The organism is Photorhabdus noenieputensis, assembly GCF_018448935.1.
GTDB lineage: Bacteria > Pseudomonadota > Gammaproteobacteria > Enterobacterales > Enterobacteriaceae > Photorhabdus > Photorhabdus noenieputensis.
The window spans coordinates 235,246-249,794 of record NZ_RCWC01000002.1; the positions used below are offsets into that span (position 1 = coordinate 235,246).

Annotated in this window: 12 protein-coding genes; 4 read left to right on the plus strand and 8 right to left on the minus strand. The window is 42.8% G+C overall.

Features of this window, described 5'->3' with window-relative positions:
* Nucleotides 1-30: 30 nt before the first annotated feature.
* Nucleotides 31-438, plus strand: a complete 408-nt coding sequence (gene rraB / locus EAE91_RS03175) for a ribonuclease E inhibitor RraB (protein WP_214052348.1) — start codon at nt 31-33, stop codon at nt 436-438.
* Nucleotides 439-968: 530 nt separating this feature from the next.
* A complete protein-coding gene (locus EAE91_RS03180) occupies nt 969-1,175 on the plus strand; it encodes a hypothetical protein (RefSeq protein ID WP_214087214.1) in 207 nt (68 codons plus the stop codon).
* 478 nt (nt 1,176-1,653) lie between these two features.
* Here the strand turns inward: EAE91_RS03180 and EAE91_RS03185 are convergent, their stop codons facing one another.
* The 7 genes from EAE91_RS03185 to pepA form a co-directional block, all read right to left on the minus strand.
* Nucleotides 1,654-2,427 carry an amino acid ABC transporter substrate-binding protein gene (locus EAE91_RS03185; protein WP_214087215.1) on the minus strand — a complete coding sequence of 258 codons (774 nt, stop codon included), beginning with the start codon at nt 2,425-2,427 and terminating at the stop codon, nt 1,654-1,656.
* An 86-nt stretch (nt 2,428-2,513) separates the two neighbouring features.
* Complete coding sequence (locus EAE91_RS03190; RefSeq protein ID WP_214087216.1) at nt 2,514-3,278, minus strand: amino acid ABC transporter ATP-binding protein; 765 nt, start codon at nt 3,276-3,278, stop codon at nt 2,514-2,516.
* Nucleotides 3,256-3,957 carry an amino acid ABC transporter permease gene (locus EAE91_RS03195; RefSeq protein ID WP_214087217.1) on the minus strand — a complete coding sequence of 234 codons (702 nt, stop codon included), beginning with the start codon at nt 3,955-3,957 and terminating at the stop codon, nt 3,256-3,258. The genes EAE91_RS03190 and EAE91_RS03195 overlap by 23 nt, the downstream gene beginning before the upstream one ends.
* Before the next feature lie 259 nt (nt 3,958-4,216).
* On the minus strand, nt 4,217-4,990 hold the full coding sequence (locus EAE91_RS03200; protein ID WP_214087218.1) for an amino acid ABC transporter substrate-binding protein: 774 nt from the start codon (nt 4,988-4,990) through the stop codon (nt 4,217-4,219).
* 428 nt (nt 4,991-5,418) lie between these two features.
* Nucleotides 5,419-8,316 (minus strand): valine--tRNA ligase, encoded by a 2,898-nt coding sequence (locus EAE91_RS03205; protein ID WP_214087219.1) that lies wholly within the window; start codon nt 8,314-8,316, stop codon nt 5,419-5,421.
* A 13-nt stretch (nt 8,317-8,329) separates the two neighbouring features.
* Nucleotides 8,330-8,779, minus strand: coding sequence for a DNA polymerase III subunit chi (locus EAE91_RS03210; RefSeq protein ID WP_011148563.1), 450 nt, complete (start codon nt 8,777-8,779; stop codon nt 8,330-8,332).
* 66 nt (nt 8,780-8,845) lie between these two features.
* Entirely contained in the window at nt 8,846-10,366 is a 1,521-nt protein-coding gene (gene pepA, locus EAE91_RS03215; protein WP_214087220.1) for a leucyl aminopeptidase, read from the minus strand.
* 286 nt (nt 10,367-10,652) lie between these two features.
* Here pepA and lptF point away from each other — a divergent pair, with 286 nt between their 5' ends.
* Both lptF and lptG read left to right on the plus strand, forming a co-directional pair.
* Entirely contained in the window at nt 10,653-11,753 is a 1,101-nt protein-coding gene (lptF, locus tag EAE91_RS03220) for an LPS export ABC transporter permease LptF (RefSeq protein ID WP_214087221.1), read from the plus strand.
* A complete protein-coding gene (gene lptG / locus EAE91_RS03225) occupies nt 11,753-12,829 on the plus strand; it encodes an LPS export ABC transporter permease LptG (protein ID WP_214087222.1) in 1,077 nt (358 codons plus the stop codon). The genes lptF and lptG overlap by 1 nt, the downstream gene beginning before the upstream one ends.
* An 87-nt stretch (nt 12,830-12,916) precedes the next feature.
* Here lptG and ampH read toward each other — a convergent pair whose 3' ends face one another.
* A complete protein-coding gene (gene ampH / locus EAE91_RS03230) occupies nt 12,917-14,134 on the minus strand; it encodes a D-alanyl-D-alanine-carboxypeptidase/endopeptidase AmpH (protein ID WP_214087223.1) in 1,218 nt (405 codons plus the stop codon).
* Nucleotides 14,135-14,549 lie beyond the last annotated feature (415 nt).

Genomic DNA, 14,549 nt, shown 5'->3' on the forward strand with positions numbered 1-14,549 from the left:
GGGACGGCCAACTGCTTGAGGATATTTGGTATGGCAAATCAAAGAGACTTAGAAGAACAACGCGAAGAAACGCGCCTTATTATTGAAGAATTACTGGAAGATGGTAGTGATCCTGATGCACTTTATGCCATTGAACATCACTTTTCCGCTGAGGACTTTGGCCTGTTGGAAAAGGCAGCGGTTGAAGCCTTTAAACTAGGTTATGAAGTAACTGATGCGGAAGAATTGGAAGTCGAAGATGGGACTATTCTGATGTGTTGTGATGTTATCAGTGAGTGTGGATTGAATGCGGAACTGATTGATGCCCAAGTTGAACAGTTGGTGAATCTGGCTGAAAAAATTGGCATTAATTATGACGGGTGGGGCACTTACTTCGAAGATCCTGATGAGCAAGATGAAGATGATTTGCCGGAGCAGGGTGAGAGTAGACTTCATTAGTATGATCGGTATGTTAAGAATCTTGTGTTAGTTCTGGTCGTAATTGATACATGTGATTCAAAATGAAATAGTCCTTATCTGCTTTGGCGAATAAGGACTATTGCATTTAAAAGAATCCCAAACGGAAAAGAACGCAAGCGATAAGGCTTATTTAGGAATAAGTAACAAAGGAGGAAGTGCTATGCAATATACCACTTACATAGAAATTACAGGGGCAGATCAAGGATTGTTGTCTAGAAACCGTTCAGGCAATGATACCCATAAAGATAAAATACAGGTTAACTACCTTGAGTTATCAAAAGGTATTGATGAATTAAGTTATACCCGTCATCTTTCAAGTTGCTTCTTTGTTGGCTGCACTCACTCACCCCGGTCACATAGTTATCTATGCTCCCGAGGATTCGCTCCCTTGCCGCCGCGATGCATCTTGAAATCCATAGGGTATATATAGAAACAATAATTTTAGAAAAAATTTAGATGGATCATCACTTTTATTACTTAATGCTATTGATAAAAATGAAAATTTAGAATTGACAATATTTCAATTAATTGATGACAAAATAACACATGAATTTAAATTTAAAAATGCTTTTATAGAAAGAATAGGTACTAAATTCTCAGAAAATAATGTTAATCGAAAAGGTAATTCACCTTATGAAAAAATAAAAATAAAAATAAAAATAAAAATAAAAAAACAATATTTATCTATTAAATGGAATATCACAAAAAGATATTAAATCTTTGATGGAATCATATGAAAAAGAAAAAAACTCAATAGATGACTATGATGAGTGGCTTATTAATTTGTTTCACTGGGATATAAAAGCAATAATGACCCATTAATTATATTTTACGTTTTTGCTTTTATATGCATTATAAGTATCATCTCTTTTTCCATTCTAATATCGTTAGATAAAAAATAAGTTTATCATTATATTTGAAAGCAAAGGTTATTTACTTTCTTAGTTATTTTCATTGTTGATGAAATACTTATCTATTAACAAGTACGCTTTAGTTGATAGAGTAGTACCTTTATAAATAAGAACAGGCTTGCTATCCACTAGTATTTTTCTTTTAAAATCAGACGTTGCGAGTCTGTACATTATTCTGTGTTAATTTTCACGACTCATATATTAAGTAGCTATTCTAAGCTATGTCATTGCTATGCAACTATTAATAGAAAACCACCTCTTGCAAGAAGAGGCGGTTATTTTCTCATTTGGAAACATCGGTACCAAAATATTGAGTGGAAATGCGTAGATAGGTGCCATCGGCTTTGATATCGGCTAGTGCCTTATCGATAGCGGCTTGTAGTTCTGGCTCGCCTTTACGAATTAGTACACCGACCGGATCGCCATTGGGTTCTGTCGCGACAACTTTTACCGGTGCATTAGGTTTGTGTTTCCTAAAATCGAGATAGGACAGATTATCGTTGATAGTGGCATCAGCCCTGCCTGTAGCAACCAAATCGATGGCCTGATTAAATCCTTCGGTAGGAACGATTTCCGCACCAAAACGTTTTGCCAACTGGGCGTAATTGCTGGTTAAGCTATGGCTTGAGGTTTTACCTTTCAGATCGCTAAACGTTTTTATATTGTCATTATTTTTCCGGGTGATAAGTACGGCTTTAGATATGATATACGGCGCGGAAAAGTCATATTTCTTTTTGCGTTCTGACGTAATAGCGACCTGATTGAGTACCGCGTCATAGCGTTTGGCATCCAGCCCGGCAATAAGCCCATCCCATTTGCCTTCGGTAAACTCAGCTTTGACATTCAGGCGTCGTGCGATTTCGCGGCCAATATCAATATCAAACCCAGTTAAGGCTCCTGAGGCATCGTGATAGGTAAATGGCGGGTAGGTTCCTTCGGTAGCGATTTTGAATACACCGGTTGATTTAATATTATCAAGGCCAGACTCTGCATGCGCAGAATATGCAATGCCGAATTGAATAACACCCGCTAATAATGCGGTGAACAACGCTTTCATTTTCTTTCTCCAAACTGTTAAAAAATTTATTTGATGGTCATCAACTGATTCTCAGATCAATTACGGCAAGGTTATTTTAACGGTGGTTATATCTCCCAATCCGGTAAAGTATTGGTTAAGGTTGAAACAAATTCTACCGTACGTTGTTTAAGGGCATGGATGAAAATCGTTTTCGACGTTCCCGATTCGACTATTTCCCCGGATTCTAAAAATATAACGTCGTGGGCAAGGTTGGCTGCCAAACGCAGGTCATGGGTAGCCATTAACATCGTGGTTCCTTCTTTAGCCAACTGCTTTAATACGGCAACAACTTCCTGAGATAACTCTGGATCAAGTGCGGAAGTTGGCTCGTCGCATAATAACACTTTGGGCGAAGGTGCCAGTGCCCGGGCAATGGCTACGCGCTGTTGCTGACCACCGGATAGTGTGGTTGGAAAGACATCGGCCTTATGTGACATGTCAACCTTTTCCAGTAGTTCAAGCGCTCGTTGTTTAGCTTGTTCATGTGACCATTTCTGAACCCAGATTAACCCTTCCATAATATTTTCAATGACTGTGAGATGAGGGAAAAGCTGAAAGTTTTGAAACACCATGCCGGTTTGTTGGCGAATTCGTTGTATATCCTTGTGGGCAATCCGCCCTTTGCCGGTGAAGGTCATGCTTTCATTGCCGATTTGGAGCGTCCCGGCTTGGGGAATTTCTAATAAGTTGATGCAGCGTAATAGCGTACTTTTGCCACTTCCTGATGGGCCAATCAGTGCGGTCAGACTGCCTTCCTCAATGGTGAGATCGATTTTTTTCAGGACTTTGTGCCCATCAAAACTTTTTTCAATGCCGGAGAGTTGGATCATCTTTTAATTCCTGTGTTTCACTCTTTTGCGAAAACTTTTTTTCCAGACGGGCTTGTAGTGATGACAACACCGAACTGATGATCAGATAAAGTATTGCCGCCTCAGTATAAAGAATGAGAGGTTGATACGTCACCGCAGCAATACGTTGTGCGGCAAGGAAAAGCTCCGGTACTGTGATGACTGAGGCCAGTGAAGTGTCTTTCACTAGTGAAATAAACGTGTTTGAAAGTGGTGGAATCGCGATTCTTGCGGCTTGAGGTAGAATAATCCGACGTAATGATTGTGTCCAGCTCATACCGATAGAGTAAGCTGCTTCCCACTGCCCTTTTGGTACAGACAATAAAGTAGCGCGAATCACCTCGGAGGTATAGGCACCAATATTTAAAGTGAAACCAATCACCGCTGAGGTGAATGCGCCTAATGTAATGCCGACGCTAGGTAAGGCATAAAAAATAAGAAACAGTTGTACCAGCAACGGTGTGCCACGGATCAGCCAGACGTAGAATTTGGCGACGGCAATAAGCGGTTTTGGCCCGTAAAGCCGGATAAGTGCCACGATAAAACCCAATATGATACCGAGAGTAAAGGTAATAAGAGTGAGTGGAATAGTGAAAGTAAAGCCCGCATAAAGCATAGGCCAAAAAGAATCGAGTACTAAATTGAACCAAGAGGGTTCCATATATTTTCCCTATCGTGAGTAATATAGCAATATATTTATATGTGATTTTTTTAAATATCATATGGCAAGCCGTCAATTTATATATATAAAATATAGTTATATCATATTGTCATTTTTGATATATAAATTAATATATGTAATATTTGATTAAAATATTTTCTGATTTATTTAATCCAACAAGGTTAATGATGTTAATGATAACGTTCCCTGGATAGAATTTGTCTTTAACCTCCAGGGAACTGTTAAGGAAATATTGCACTTATTCGGAAGGATTATCGCCAAAATAGTGAGACCAGATCTTCTGATAGGTACCATCGGCTTTGATGTCAGTTATTGCTTTATCAATAGCAACTTTTAGTTCTGACTCTCCCTGACGAAGTAAAACGGCTGTCTGCCCTGCATTGGGGCTCGTTGCGACAATTTTTACCGGTGCATTTGGTTTGTGCTTCTTATAGTCCAGATAAGATAGATTATCATTAATCGTGGCATCGGCTCTGCCGGTACTAACCAGTTCGATTTCCTGACTAAATCCATTCGTGCCGATAATTTCTGCACCGTTATCTCTTGCTATTTGGGCGAAGTTGTTGGTCAGAGTATGTGCTGAGGTTTTACCTTGTAAATCGCTGAATGTTCTTATGTTATTGTTATCTTTGTTAATGATAAGTACCGCTTGCGATGTGATATAGGGGATAGAGAAGTCATATTTTTTCTTGCGCTCAGGTGTAATTGCAATTTGATTGATTACCGCATCAGAACGTCCAGCATCCAGCCCGGCAATCAGTCCGTCCCATTTTCCTTCAATAAATGTTGGTTTGACATTCAATCGGCGTGCAATTTCACGGCCAATGTCAACGTCGAAGCCAGTTAAAGTACCGGAGGCATCGTGATAAGTGAAGGGTGGATAAGCTCCTTCCGTCGCTATTTTGAATGTGCCGGTGGATTTAATCTTATCAAGGGTTGATTCTGCATTAGCGGAATGTACGAGGCCAAATTGGATAGTACTTGCCAATAATAGGGTAAGAATTGTTTTCATTCTATTTCTCCGGGTTGTTATAAATTAATAAATTAATTTACTGCTACCTTGATAGTGCTTAATGAAATAAATTATTCATAATAATAAATAATTGAATGTTAAGTTTGACTAAAATTGCATTATTATTTTCCTTTTCACTTGTAATAATGTGTTTATATGATCTTACTCTCTCTATAATATGCTAAATGTAATGATTTATATATAAAATAAAATTATATTATATGGTCGTTTAAGATATGTAAATTTAAAAATTAATATTCACTTGTGTTAAGGAAATAGGTGTTGTTATTTTCAATATTCTTGATGATATTTATATGGAATAGATTGAATTTACACTTTGTTATTAATTTCATCGTTTACTATTTGAATTAAAAAGCCACTGACAATAAATTGCAGTGGCTTTGGTGAGAATTTACTTTTTGAGCATATTACAATGCGGCAATTGTTTCTTTCTGAGCCAGCAGCTTCTCTTTTGATGTATTGCAGCTTGCCAGACGTTCACGTTCTTTGGCTACAACAGCTTCTGGCGCACGGCTGACGAAACCTTCATTTGACAGCTTGCCTTCAATGCTGCCAATCTCTTTATCCAGTTTCTCAATCTCTTTATCCAAACGGCTTAGTTCCGCCTCTTTATCCACTAAGCCAGCCATTGGGATTAATACTTCTGCACCATTAATCAGTTTAGTGACAGAAATCGGTGCTTCTTCACCCGCAGATAAAAGCGTAACAGAAGATAAGCGGCCCATTGCCTGAATGAAATTCAGGTTTTCCGCTACACGGCGTTGTGCATCAGCATCGGCATTACGTAGTAGAACTTCCAGTGGTTTGCCTGGTGCGATATTCATTTCAGCACGGATATTACGTACCGCAACAATCGCTTCCTTAATCCATTCCAGATCGTTCAGCGCCAACTCATCCGTTTTCGCTAGATCAAATTCAGGGAACGGTTGCAGCATAATGGTATCTGCTTTAATTCCTTTAACCACTTTCACCCGTTGCCAGATGGTTTCGGTGATAAATGGAATAATTGGGTGAGCCAGGCGCAATAACCCTTCCAGAACCTCGATCAGAGTATGACGAGTACCACGAACTTCTGCCTCTGAACCTTTGTTAATTGCCGGTTTAGAGAGCTCCAGATACCAGTCGCAGAACTGATTCCAGGTGAATTCATAAAGAATATTGGCTGCCATATCAAAACGATATGTATCCAGTGCTTCACGGTAAGCTTTTACTGTCTGGTTAAATTCAGCCAGAATCCAACGATCAGCCAGTGATAGCGCCATTTCACCGCCATGTTGGCCGCAATCCTGACCTTCTGTATTCATTAGCACAAAGCGGCTGGCATTCCACAATTTGTTACAGAAATTACGGTAACCTTGCAGACGTTTCATATCCCAGTTGATATCACGACCAGTTGAGGCCAGTGCTGCTAACGTAAAGCGTAGAGCATCGGTACCATGCGCTTCAATACCTGCCGGGAACTGCTTCTCGGTACGTTTGCGGATTTTTTCAGCCAACTGTGGCTGCATCATATTGCCGGTGCGTTTTTCTAGCAGATCTTCCAGAGAAATACCGTCAACCATGTCCAGCGGGTCAATAACATTCCCTTTGGATTTGGACATCTTCTGGCCTTCGTCATCCCGGATAAGACCGGTCATGTAGACAGTCTTAAAGGGAACTTGAGGCTTGCCATTTTCATCTTTGATGAAATGCATGGTCATCATGATCATACGGGCAATCCAGAAAAAGATGATATCAAAACCGCTCACCAACACATCGGTTGGGTGGAAAGTTTTCAGCGCCTCAGTTTGTTCAGGCCAGCCAAGGGTAGAGAAAGTCCATAAACCGGAAGAGAACCAGGTATCCAGTACATCTTCATCTTGGTTCAAAGAGATGTCTGCGCCCAGATTGTTTTCACGACGGACTTCTTCTTCACTGCGACCAACATAAACATTACCGTTGGCGTCATACCATGCCGGAATGCGGTGGCCCCACCATAATTGGCGAGAGATACACCAATCCTGAATATCGCGCATCCAGGAGTAATACATATTTTCATACTGCTTAGGTACAAACTGGATATCGCCATTTTCAACGGCTTCGATAGCCACTTTAGCCAGAGTCGCGGTACGGACATACCATTGATCAGTCAGCATGGGTTCAATAACCACACCGCCGCGATCGCCATAAGGAACGGTCAGATCATGAGCTTTAATTTCAACCAATAAACCCAGTCTTTCAAACTCAGCAACCATTGCTTTACGGGCGGCAAAACGCTCTATGCCTTGATATTCAGCCGGAATATCAGAACTGTAAACATCAGAAATTTCGCCATTGGTATCGAAAACTTCGGCTTCATGACGGATGTTGCCATCAAGTGTCATGATATTGATCATCGGCAGGGCATGGCGCTTACCAACTTCATAGTCATTGAAGTCATGGGCAGGTGTGATTTTTACGCAACCGGTACCTTTTTCCATATCCGCATGTTCATCGCCGACAATAGGAATGCGGCGGTTAACCAATGGCAGAATAATCTCTTTGCCGATTAAGTCCTTATAGCGCGGATCTTCTGGGTTAACTGCTACGCCGGTATCGCCTAGCATCGTTTCAGGCCGGGTAGTTGCAACGACTAGGTAATCTTTCCCCTCTGCGGTTGTGACGCCATCGGCTAATGGATAACGTAGATGCCACATAGAACCTTTAACTTCACGGTTCTCAACTTCCAGATCGGAAATTGCAGTGTGCAATTTCGGGTCCCAATTAACCAGACGCTTACCGCGATAAATGAGATTTTCTTGATACAAACGGACAAAGGCTTCTTTTACGGCGTTGGATAGACCTTCATCCATAGTAAAACGCTCGCGCTCCCAATCAACGGAGTTACCCAGACGACGCATTTGATTGGTGATCGTGCCGCCGGATTCTGCTTTCCACTGCCAGATCTTATCGATAAACGCATCACGGCCATAATCGTGACGGGTTTTGCCTTCTTCTGCTGCGATCTTGCGCTCAACCACCATTTGAGTAGCAATACCTGCGTGGTCAGTACCGGACTGCCACAAAGTATTTTTACCCTGCATTCGCTGATAACGGATCATGGTATCCATAATGGTTTGCTGAAACGCGTGGCCCATATGCAGGCTGCCGGTCACATTTGGTGGCGGGATAACAATACAGAAGCTCTCACGGCTGGTATCGCCGTTAGGCTTGAAGTAACCACTTTTCTCCCAATGGTTATAAAGAGGCTGTTCAATTTCTTTAGGATTGTACGTTTTATCGAGAGATGGCTCGGCTTGCGTTTGAGTTGCGGGTGTTTTTTCCATTTTATCTTGATACTTAGTATGTTGGCGGCGTTGCCATGGTCAAATTAAAGCCGACGCTACGATAGGATTTATATCGTTCACGCGCCAACTGTTTCAAATTTTCATCTATAGGAACGAAGTCTATCACTTCATGGAAAGCGGTGGCAAAGTCTGCAAATTGCGGCAACAGATTTATTAGGATATCACGGGGGGCATTTCCCCGTTTTTGCGGCCAACATAACTCGACCGGCGCGCCATATCTTGGCCCTTCACCAGCAAGATTATGTGGGACGAACTGATGAGGCTCCCGTTGCCATAAGGCTTCATCTAACTTTTCTGCCTGTTGCTGATTTTCACAGGCAATTAGCACCCGTTTTCCTGCTCGCCATTGGTCAGCCGCAAATTGACATGCCAGCCATTCGTGAGCTTGCAAATCTGCCTGAGGTGATGGCTGTTCCAGTAAATAAAACGTGGCACTTTTCATAATGTCTCTGTTACGGAGAAAGGGCATTGTCAAATGCCCTTTTGATAAACTAAGAGAGGAATCAAATCAATCGTCGTTATTGATACCGGCACTTCCCGCACGATTTAACAGGAATTGTGACAGTAGTGCAACCGGGCGACCTGTTGCGCCTTTTGCTTTACCTGAACGCCAGGCGGTACCTGCGATATCCAGATGTGCCCAGTGATATTTTGTTGCGAAGCGGGACAGGAAACAGGCTGCGGTAATCGCACCACCGCCACTGCCACCGGTATTCGCCAGATCGGCAAAGTTAGAATCGATTTGCTCAAGGAACTCGTCAGTCATTGGCAAACGCCATGCGCGATCACCGGATTGTTCTGAAGCATTGAGTAACTCATGGGCCAGTGGATTATGGTTGGATAACAATCCACTGTAATGGTTACCAAGAGCCGTTATGCAAGCGCCGGTTAGTGTGGCGATATCAATGACCAATTCTGGATCGAAACGTTCAACGTAAGTTAACGCATCGCATAGAACCAGACGGCCTTCGGCATCGGTGTTGAGTACTTCGACAGTCTGACCAGATAGGGTGGTTAAAATATCTCCAGGTCGGTAAGCGCGACCCCCTGGCATATTCTCGCAGCCTGCCATGACACCGATGACATTAAGTGGTAATTGTAGCTCAGAAACCACACGCATCACGCCATAAACCGTTGCAGCCCCACACATATCGTATTTCATCTCATCCATGCCGCCAGCAGATTTGATTGAAATACCGCCGGAGTCAAAAGTCAGTCCCTTACCAACCAAGATGATGGGTTTGGCCTTTTTATCAGGACTGCCTTTATATTCCATGACTGACATCAGAGATTCATTTTGAGAACCTTGACCAACCGCCAGATAGGCATTCATGCCTAGCTCTTTCATCTGCTCTTCACCAATCACTTTTGTTGTAATATGGCTATTGGCAGAATCTGCGAGCTGACGTGCCTGAGAAGCCAGATACGCCGCATTACAGATATTGGGTGGCATATTACCAAGATCTTTGGCTGCTTTAATACCGGCAGCAATGGCAAGGCCGTGTTGGATTGCACGTTCACCGCTGGTTAGCTCCCGACGGGTCGGAACATTAAAAACCATTTTACGCAGTGGGCGGCGCAACTCATTTTTATTACTTTTTAGCTGGTTGAAAACATAAAGAGATTCTTTTGCTGTTTCTACCGCTTGGCGCACTTTCCAATAATTATTGCGGCCTTTAACATGCAGTTCTGTTAAGAAGCAAACTGCTTCCATTGAACCCGTTTCATTGAGGGTATTGATAGTTTTCTGAATAATCTGTTTATACTGGCGTTCATCCAATTCGCGCTCTTTACCACAGCCGATAAGCAGAATACGTTCAGATAACACATTGGGAACATGATGCAGCAGCAGTGATTGACCAACTTTGCCTTCTAGTTCACCACGGCGTAGCAATGCACTAATGTAACCGTCACTTATTTTATCGAGTTGTTCAGCGATAGAGGAAAGGCGACGGGGTTCGAAAACGCCGACAATGATACATGCACTACGTTGTTTTTCCGGGCTACCGCTTTTTACACTAAACTCCATGCGTTCTCCTGAATCTTAAAGACAAAGACGGATGCTATCGCTAAAATATAGCGTTCCGCATTAATCTACCCCATAGAAAATTAACTATTTATGTTAAGCTAAACGCACCATTTGTTATTGTTTAGCTAACTATATAAGTATGTTCTGATTGGGAACCTGAATATGGAATGCTTCGATATCATTTTAGCAGTGAGGAAGCCAAACTGATGCACATAATAAATGGTATATATACAATGAAGTTAGCGATTTTCCTGCAAAAAGACAAGTTTTCACAGGCGTAATAAGCGTGATCATCATTAGATATCTGATACGGGAAACCCTGAAAAGCCAAGTTGCGATACTCTTCATCCTTTTACTGATCTTTTTCTGTCAAAAGTTAGTAGAAATTTTGGGTGCCGCAGTGGAAGGGGACGTCCCGGCAAACTTAGTTTTATCCTTATTAGGATTAGGCGTGCCTGAAATGGCACAGTTGATTTTGCCCCTGAGTCTGTTTCTTGGGGTATTGATGACTTTCAGTAAACTCTATACTGAAAGTGAAATTACTGTTATGCATGCGTGTGGTTTGGGTAAGCGTGTGCTAGTGGTTTCGGCACTGATTCTGGCGCTATTTACTTCTGCGCTGGCGGCAGTGAATGTCATTTGGCTCATGCCGTGGTCCTCGAAATATCAAGAACATGTGGTGGCTGATGCTAAAGCTAATCCAAGTTTAGCGGCTATCATGGAAGGGCGGTTCAAACCTTCCGACGATGGTAATCTGGTGCTCTATATTGGCAACGTGCACGGCAATGAATTTAAAAACGTATTCCTTGCCCAACTTCGTCCCGTTGATAACCAGCGTCCTTCCGTGGTGATCTCTGATGGCGGCCATATGGTGGAGCGGCCTGATGGCAAACAGGTGGTTATTCTTAATCATGGTACCCGTTATGAAGGTACTGCAATGTTGCGTGATTTTAGGATCACTGAGTTCCATGATTATCAAGCAATTGTCGGGCATCAGGCTTCAATCGTAGATAGTAATAAAGTTGAACAGAAGTCTATTGTTCAGTTGTGGCAGGATGATGATAAGGATTCCCGCGCCGAGTTCCATTGGCGTCTGACTCTGGTGCTCTCGGTACTGATTATGGCCATGATGGTTGTACCCTTAAGTGTGGTAAACCCACGTCAAGGGCGGGTACTCAGTATGTTGCCGGCGATGCTGCTATATCTCATTTTCTTCTTACTGCAAAGTTCTCTGCGTTCTAACGGTAGCAAAGGCAAATTGGACCCCCTTATCTGGATGTGGCTGGCTAACGGGGCTTATTTGATGCTGGCGCTGGTTCTCAATATTTGGGATACCGTGCCGATGCGTAAGATTAGGGCTCGTTTCAAAGACAGAGGAGTAGTCTGATGTTTGGTGTATTGGATCGTTATATCGGGCGGACTATTCTACAGACTATTCTGATGACGCTGTTTATGCTGGTATCACTTTCCGGCATTATTAAGTTTGTTGAGCAGTTAAGAAAAGTGGGGCAGGGGGAATATACCACTATTTCCGCGGGTCTTTATGCTTTGTTAAGCGTACCGAAAGATATTCAGATATTCTTCCCGATGGCAGCTTTGCTTGGCGCTTTATTGGGGCTTGGTACGCTGGCAACCCGTAGTGAATTGGTGGTCATGCAGGCTTCTGGATTTACCCGTATGCAGATTGCTGGCTCAGTGATGAAAACGGCTATTCCGTTGGTGATCCTGACGATGGTTATCGGTGAATGGGTCGCGCCACAAGGTGAGCAGATGGCGCGTAATTACCGGGCTCAGAAAATGCTTGGTGGTTCTCTGGTTTCAACAACTAAAGGTATGTGGGCGAAAGACGGGGACGATTTTATCTACATCCAGCGGATTGTGAGTGATACAGAGATTAAAGGCGTCAATATCTACCATTTTAGTGATGATAAAAAACTACTCTCTGTAAAATATGCCACCAGTGCGGTTTATGATGAGGATAGCGACCTGTGGAAACTTTCTCAGGTGGAAGAATCCGATCTGACAGACAGCAAAAAAATTACTGGTTCACAACGTATTTCTGCTGACTGGAAAATTCTCCTGACGCCAGAACAGTTGAATGTGGTAGCGCTTGAGCCTGAAGCACTTTCCATTAGTGGCCTATATCAGTACATCAAATACCTTAAGCAGAGTGAGCAGGAATCAGGACGTTATCAACTGAATATGTGGAAAAAGATATTTGCCCCACTTTCAGTTGCAGTCATGATGTTGATGGCACTCTCATTCATCTTCGGGCCACTGCGTAGCGTGCCGATGGGAGTGAGGATAGTAACAGGGATAACCTTTGGCTTCCTATTTTATGTACTTAATGAGATCTTTGGCCCACTGAGCCTGGTGTACAACATGCCAGCGGTTTTGGCGGCACTATTGCCAAGCTTATTGTTCCTTATTGTGAGTATTTACTTACTCCTTAAGAGACAGTAGGTTTTAGAAATCGAGGAACTATAGGGATAGGGTTTTTGGCTAAGAAACCCTATCTCTGAGCATCTCGATTTTTAGAACGTAAAAGAATCAAGCTTGATGGTGATTCCTCGACAATGCAGTTACCAGTTGATTAACCCCGGTTGTTACGCTACTGAACTGGCTGTGTTGTTTACGAGTGATCACTACAAACACCCCGATATTTTGTTCGGGGATCATTGCCAGATACGTATTGAACCCCCCGCCGCCGCCGGTTTTCTGATAAGTACCCGGCACATCGCCACGGGCGTTCATATAAACCCACCCAAGGCCAACGCCATCTGCCTGACCGGCAACATCCATCCCTTTAATTGAAGCCAGAGCGGAACGCTTAAAATAAATACCTTGTTCGCGACTTGCAGTTTGTTTACGTAACTGACTGTCTGATGATAAAAATTGCTGCATCCAACGCTGCATATCTTTTGGCGTTGAATAGATTCCACCACTGCCTGCCGCAGCAATTGTATTAAGACACGGACTCGGCTTATAACTTTCCATCAAACGAGCACACTGAGAACGGTTTGGCGTCAGTGTAGTGTCTTTCATGTAATAAGGGCCGGTGATCTTATCGTGTAACAAACGGGTATATGGCTTACCCGTAGCCTTAGAGAGCGCATCTGCCAATAAATCGTAAGCCAGATTGGAATAAGATGCTGTTGTGCCTGGTGCGCAGTCTAATTGGGCTGTGTTTAACCAAGTCCAGCGATTGGCTTGTGTAGGCCAGACAAAAACAGGGCGTCCCCATTTACCTCCCGGTTGCTCACGAGGTAAGCCACTGGTATGGCTTGCCAGGTGGAATAATCGGATAGGTTGAAGAGGGCTGTATTGGGGCACTTTCGCGCCATAATAGCTATAATCCTGCAATGGATCGGTGGAGCGCAGAACCTCATCCTCTTCTAGTTTGATCATAACCTCACTGGTCATCAACTTAGTTAGCGAGGCAATACGGATGATTGAATCAGGCTTGGGACGGATGCCGTTTCCCGGACGAGTTTCACCGAAACTGCGGTAAACCGTCTGATTATTATCAATCACCACCATCGCCATGCCTTGCGCATTGCTGCCGTTGAAAATATCCTGTGCATACTGATCAACCAACTGTGAAGCCAGCTTTTTAGTTCTCGCATTTCCTTCGAACACCTCCCATTTCAATGGTTGTTTCTTCGGTTGCAGAAACTTTGCCGAATATATTTTATTTGAAGAAGAGCAGGCTGTAAGAGCCAACATCATGGTAGAAATGGAGAAGATCTTAAAAAACTGTTTATTCATTTTGAATTAACCAATCAGGCAGATTTCCAGTGAATTCACAAACAGGATAAAGATAGCAAAAGCGGCTATTTATTCTTTTTAAACAATGCCATCAACGCACCAATGACAATGCCTAAAAAGATTCCGGCACCAATCCAGCTAATAATCGTCATAACCATTTACCTCATCGCGAATTATCATGCTGAGATTATATAAGGTGATTATAGGTTGTCTATCAGCGTCAGGTGGTTCGGCTACTATGATTGTAAAATTATTGCTCCGGGGAGAGTCGTTTTTGCTCTGGTATTGTAGAGAAGGCGTTATTTCAGGTGGAAAAGACATTGCTAGGTGTACTTTTTAGGGTTTTGATGTTCAGTAATTGAACGTACATTTGTGTTGAGAGATGGGTTTGATCTTTTTTTCAACACTTAAACCG

Bases quoted from the DNA above. Each gene is read 5' to 3' on its own strand.
- EAE91_RS03190 (WP_214087216.1), bottom strand. From the start codon at position 3,278: ATGATCCAACTCTCCGGCATTGAAAAAAGTTTTGATGGGCACAAAGTC.
- rraB (WP_214052348.1), top strand. From the start codon at position 31: ATGGCAAATCAAAGAGACTTAGAAGAACAACGCGAAGAAACGCGCCTT.
- EAE91_RS03210 (WP_011148563.1), bottom strand. From the start codon at position 8,779: ATGAAAAGTGCCACGTTTTATTTACTGGAACAGCCATCACCTCAGGCA.
- pepA (WP_214087220.1), bottom strand. From the start codon at position 10,366: ATGGAGTTTAGTGTAAAAAGCGGTAGCCCGGAAAAACAACGTAGTGCA.
- lptG (WP_214087222.1), top strand. From the start codon at position 11,753: ATGTTTGGTGTATTGGATCGTTATATCGGGCGGACTATTCTACAGACT.
- EAE91_RS03185 (WP_214087215.1), bottom strand. From the start codon at position 2,427: ATGAAAGCGTTGTTCACCGCATTATTAGCGGGTGTTATTCAATTCGGC.
- EAE91_RS03200 (WP_214087218.1), bottom strand. From the start codon at position 4,990: ATGAAAACAATTCTTACCCTATTATTGGCAAGTACTATCCAATTTGGC.
- EAE91_RS03205 (WP_214087219.1), bottom strand. From the start codon at position 8,316: ATGGAAAAAACACCCGCAACTCAAACGCAAGCCGAGCCATCTCTCGAT.
- EAE91_RS03195 (WP_214087217.1), bottom strand. From the start codon at position 3,957: ATGGAACCCTCTTGGTTCAATTTAGTACTCGATTCTTTTTGGCCTATG.
- ampH (WP_214087223.1), bottom strand. From the start codon at position 14,134: ATGAATAAACAGTTTTTTAAGATCTTCTCCATTTCTACCATGATGTTG.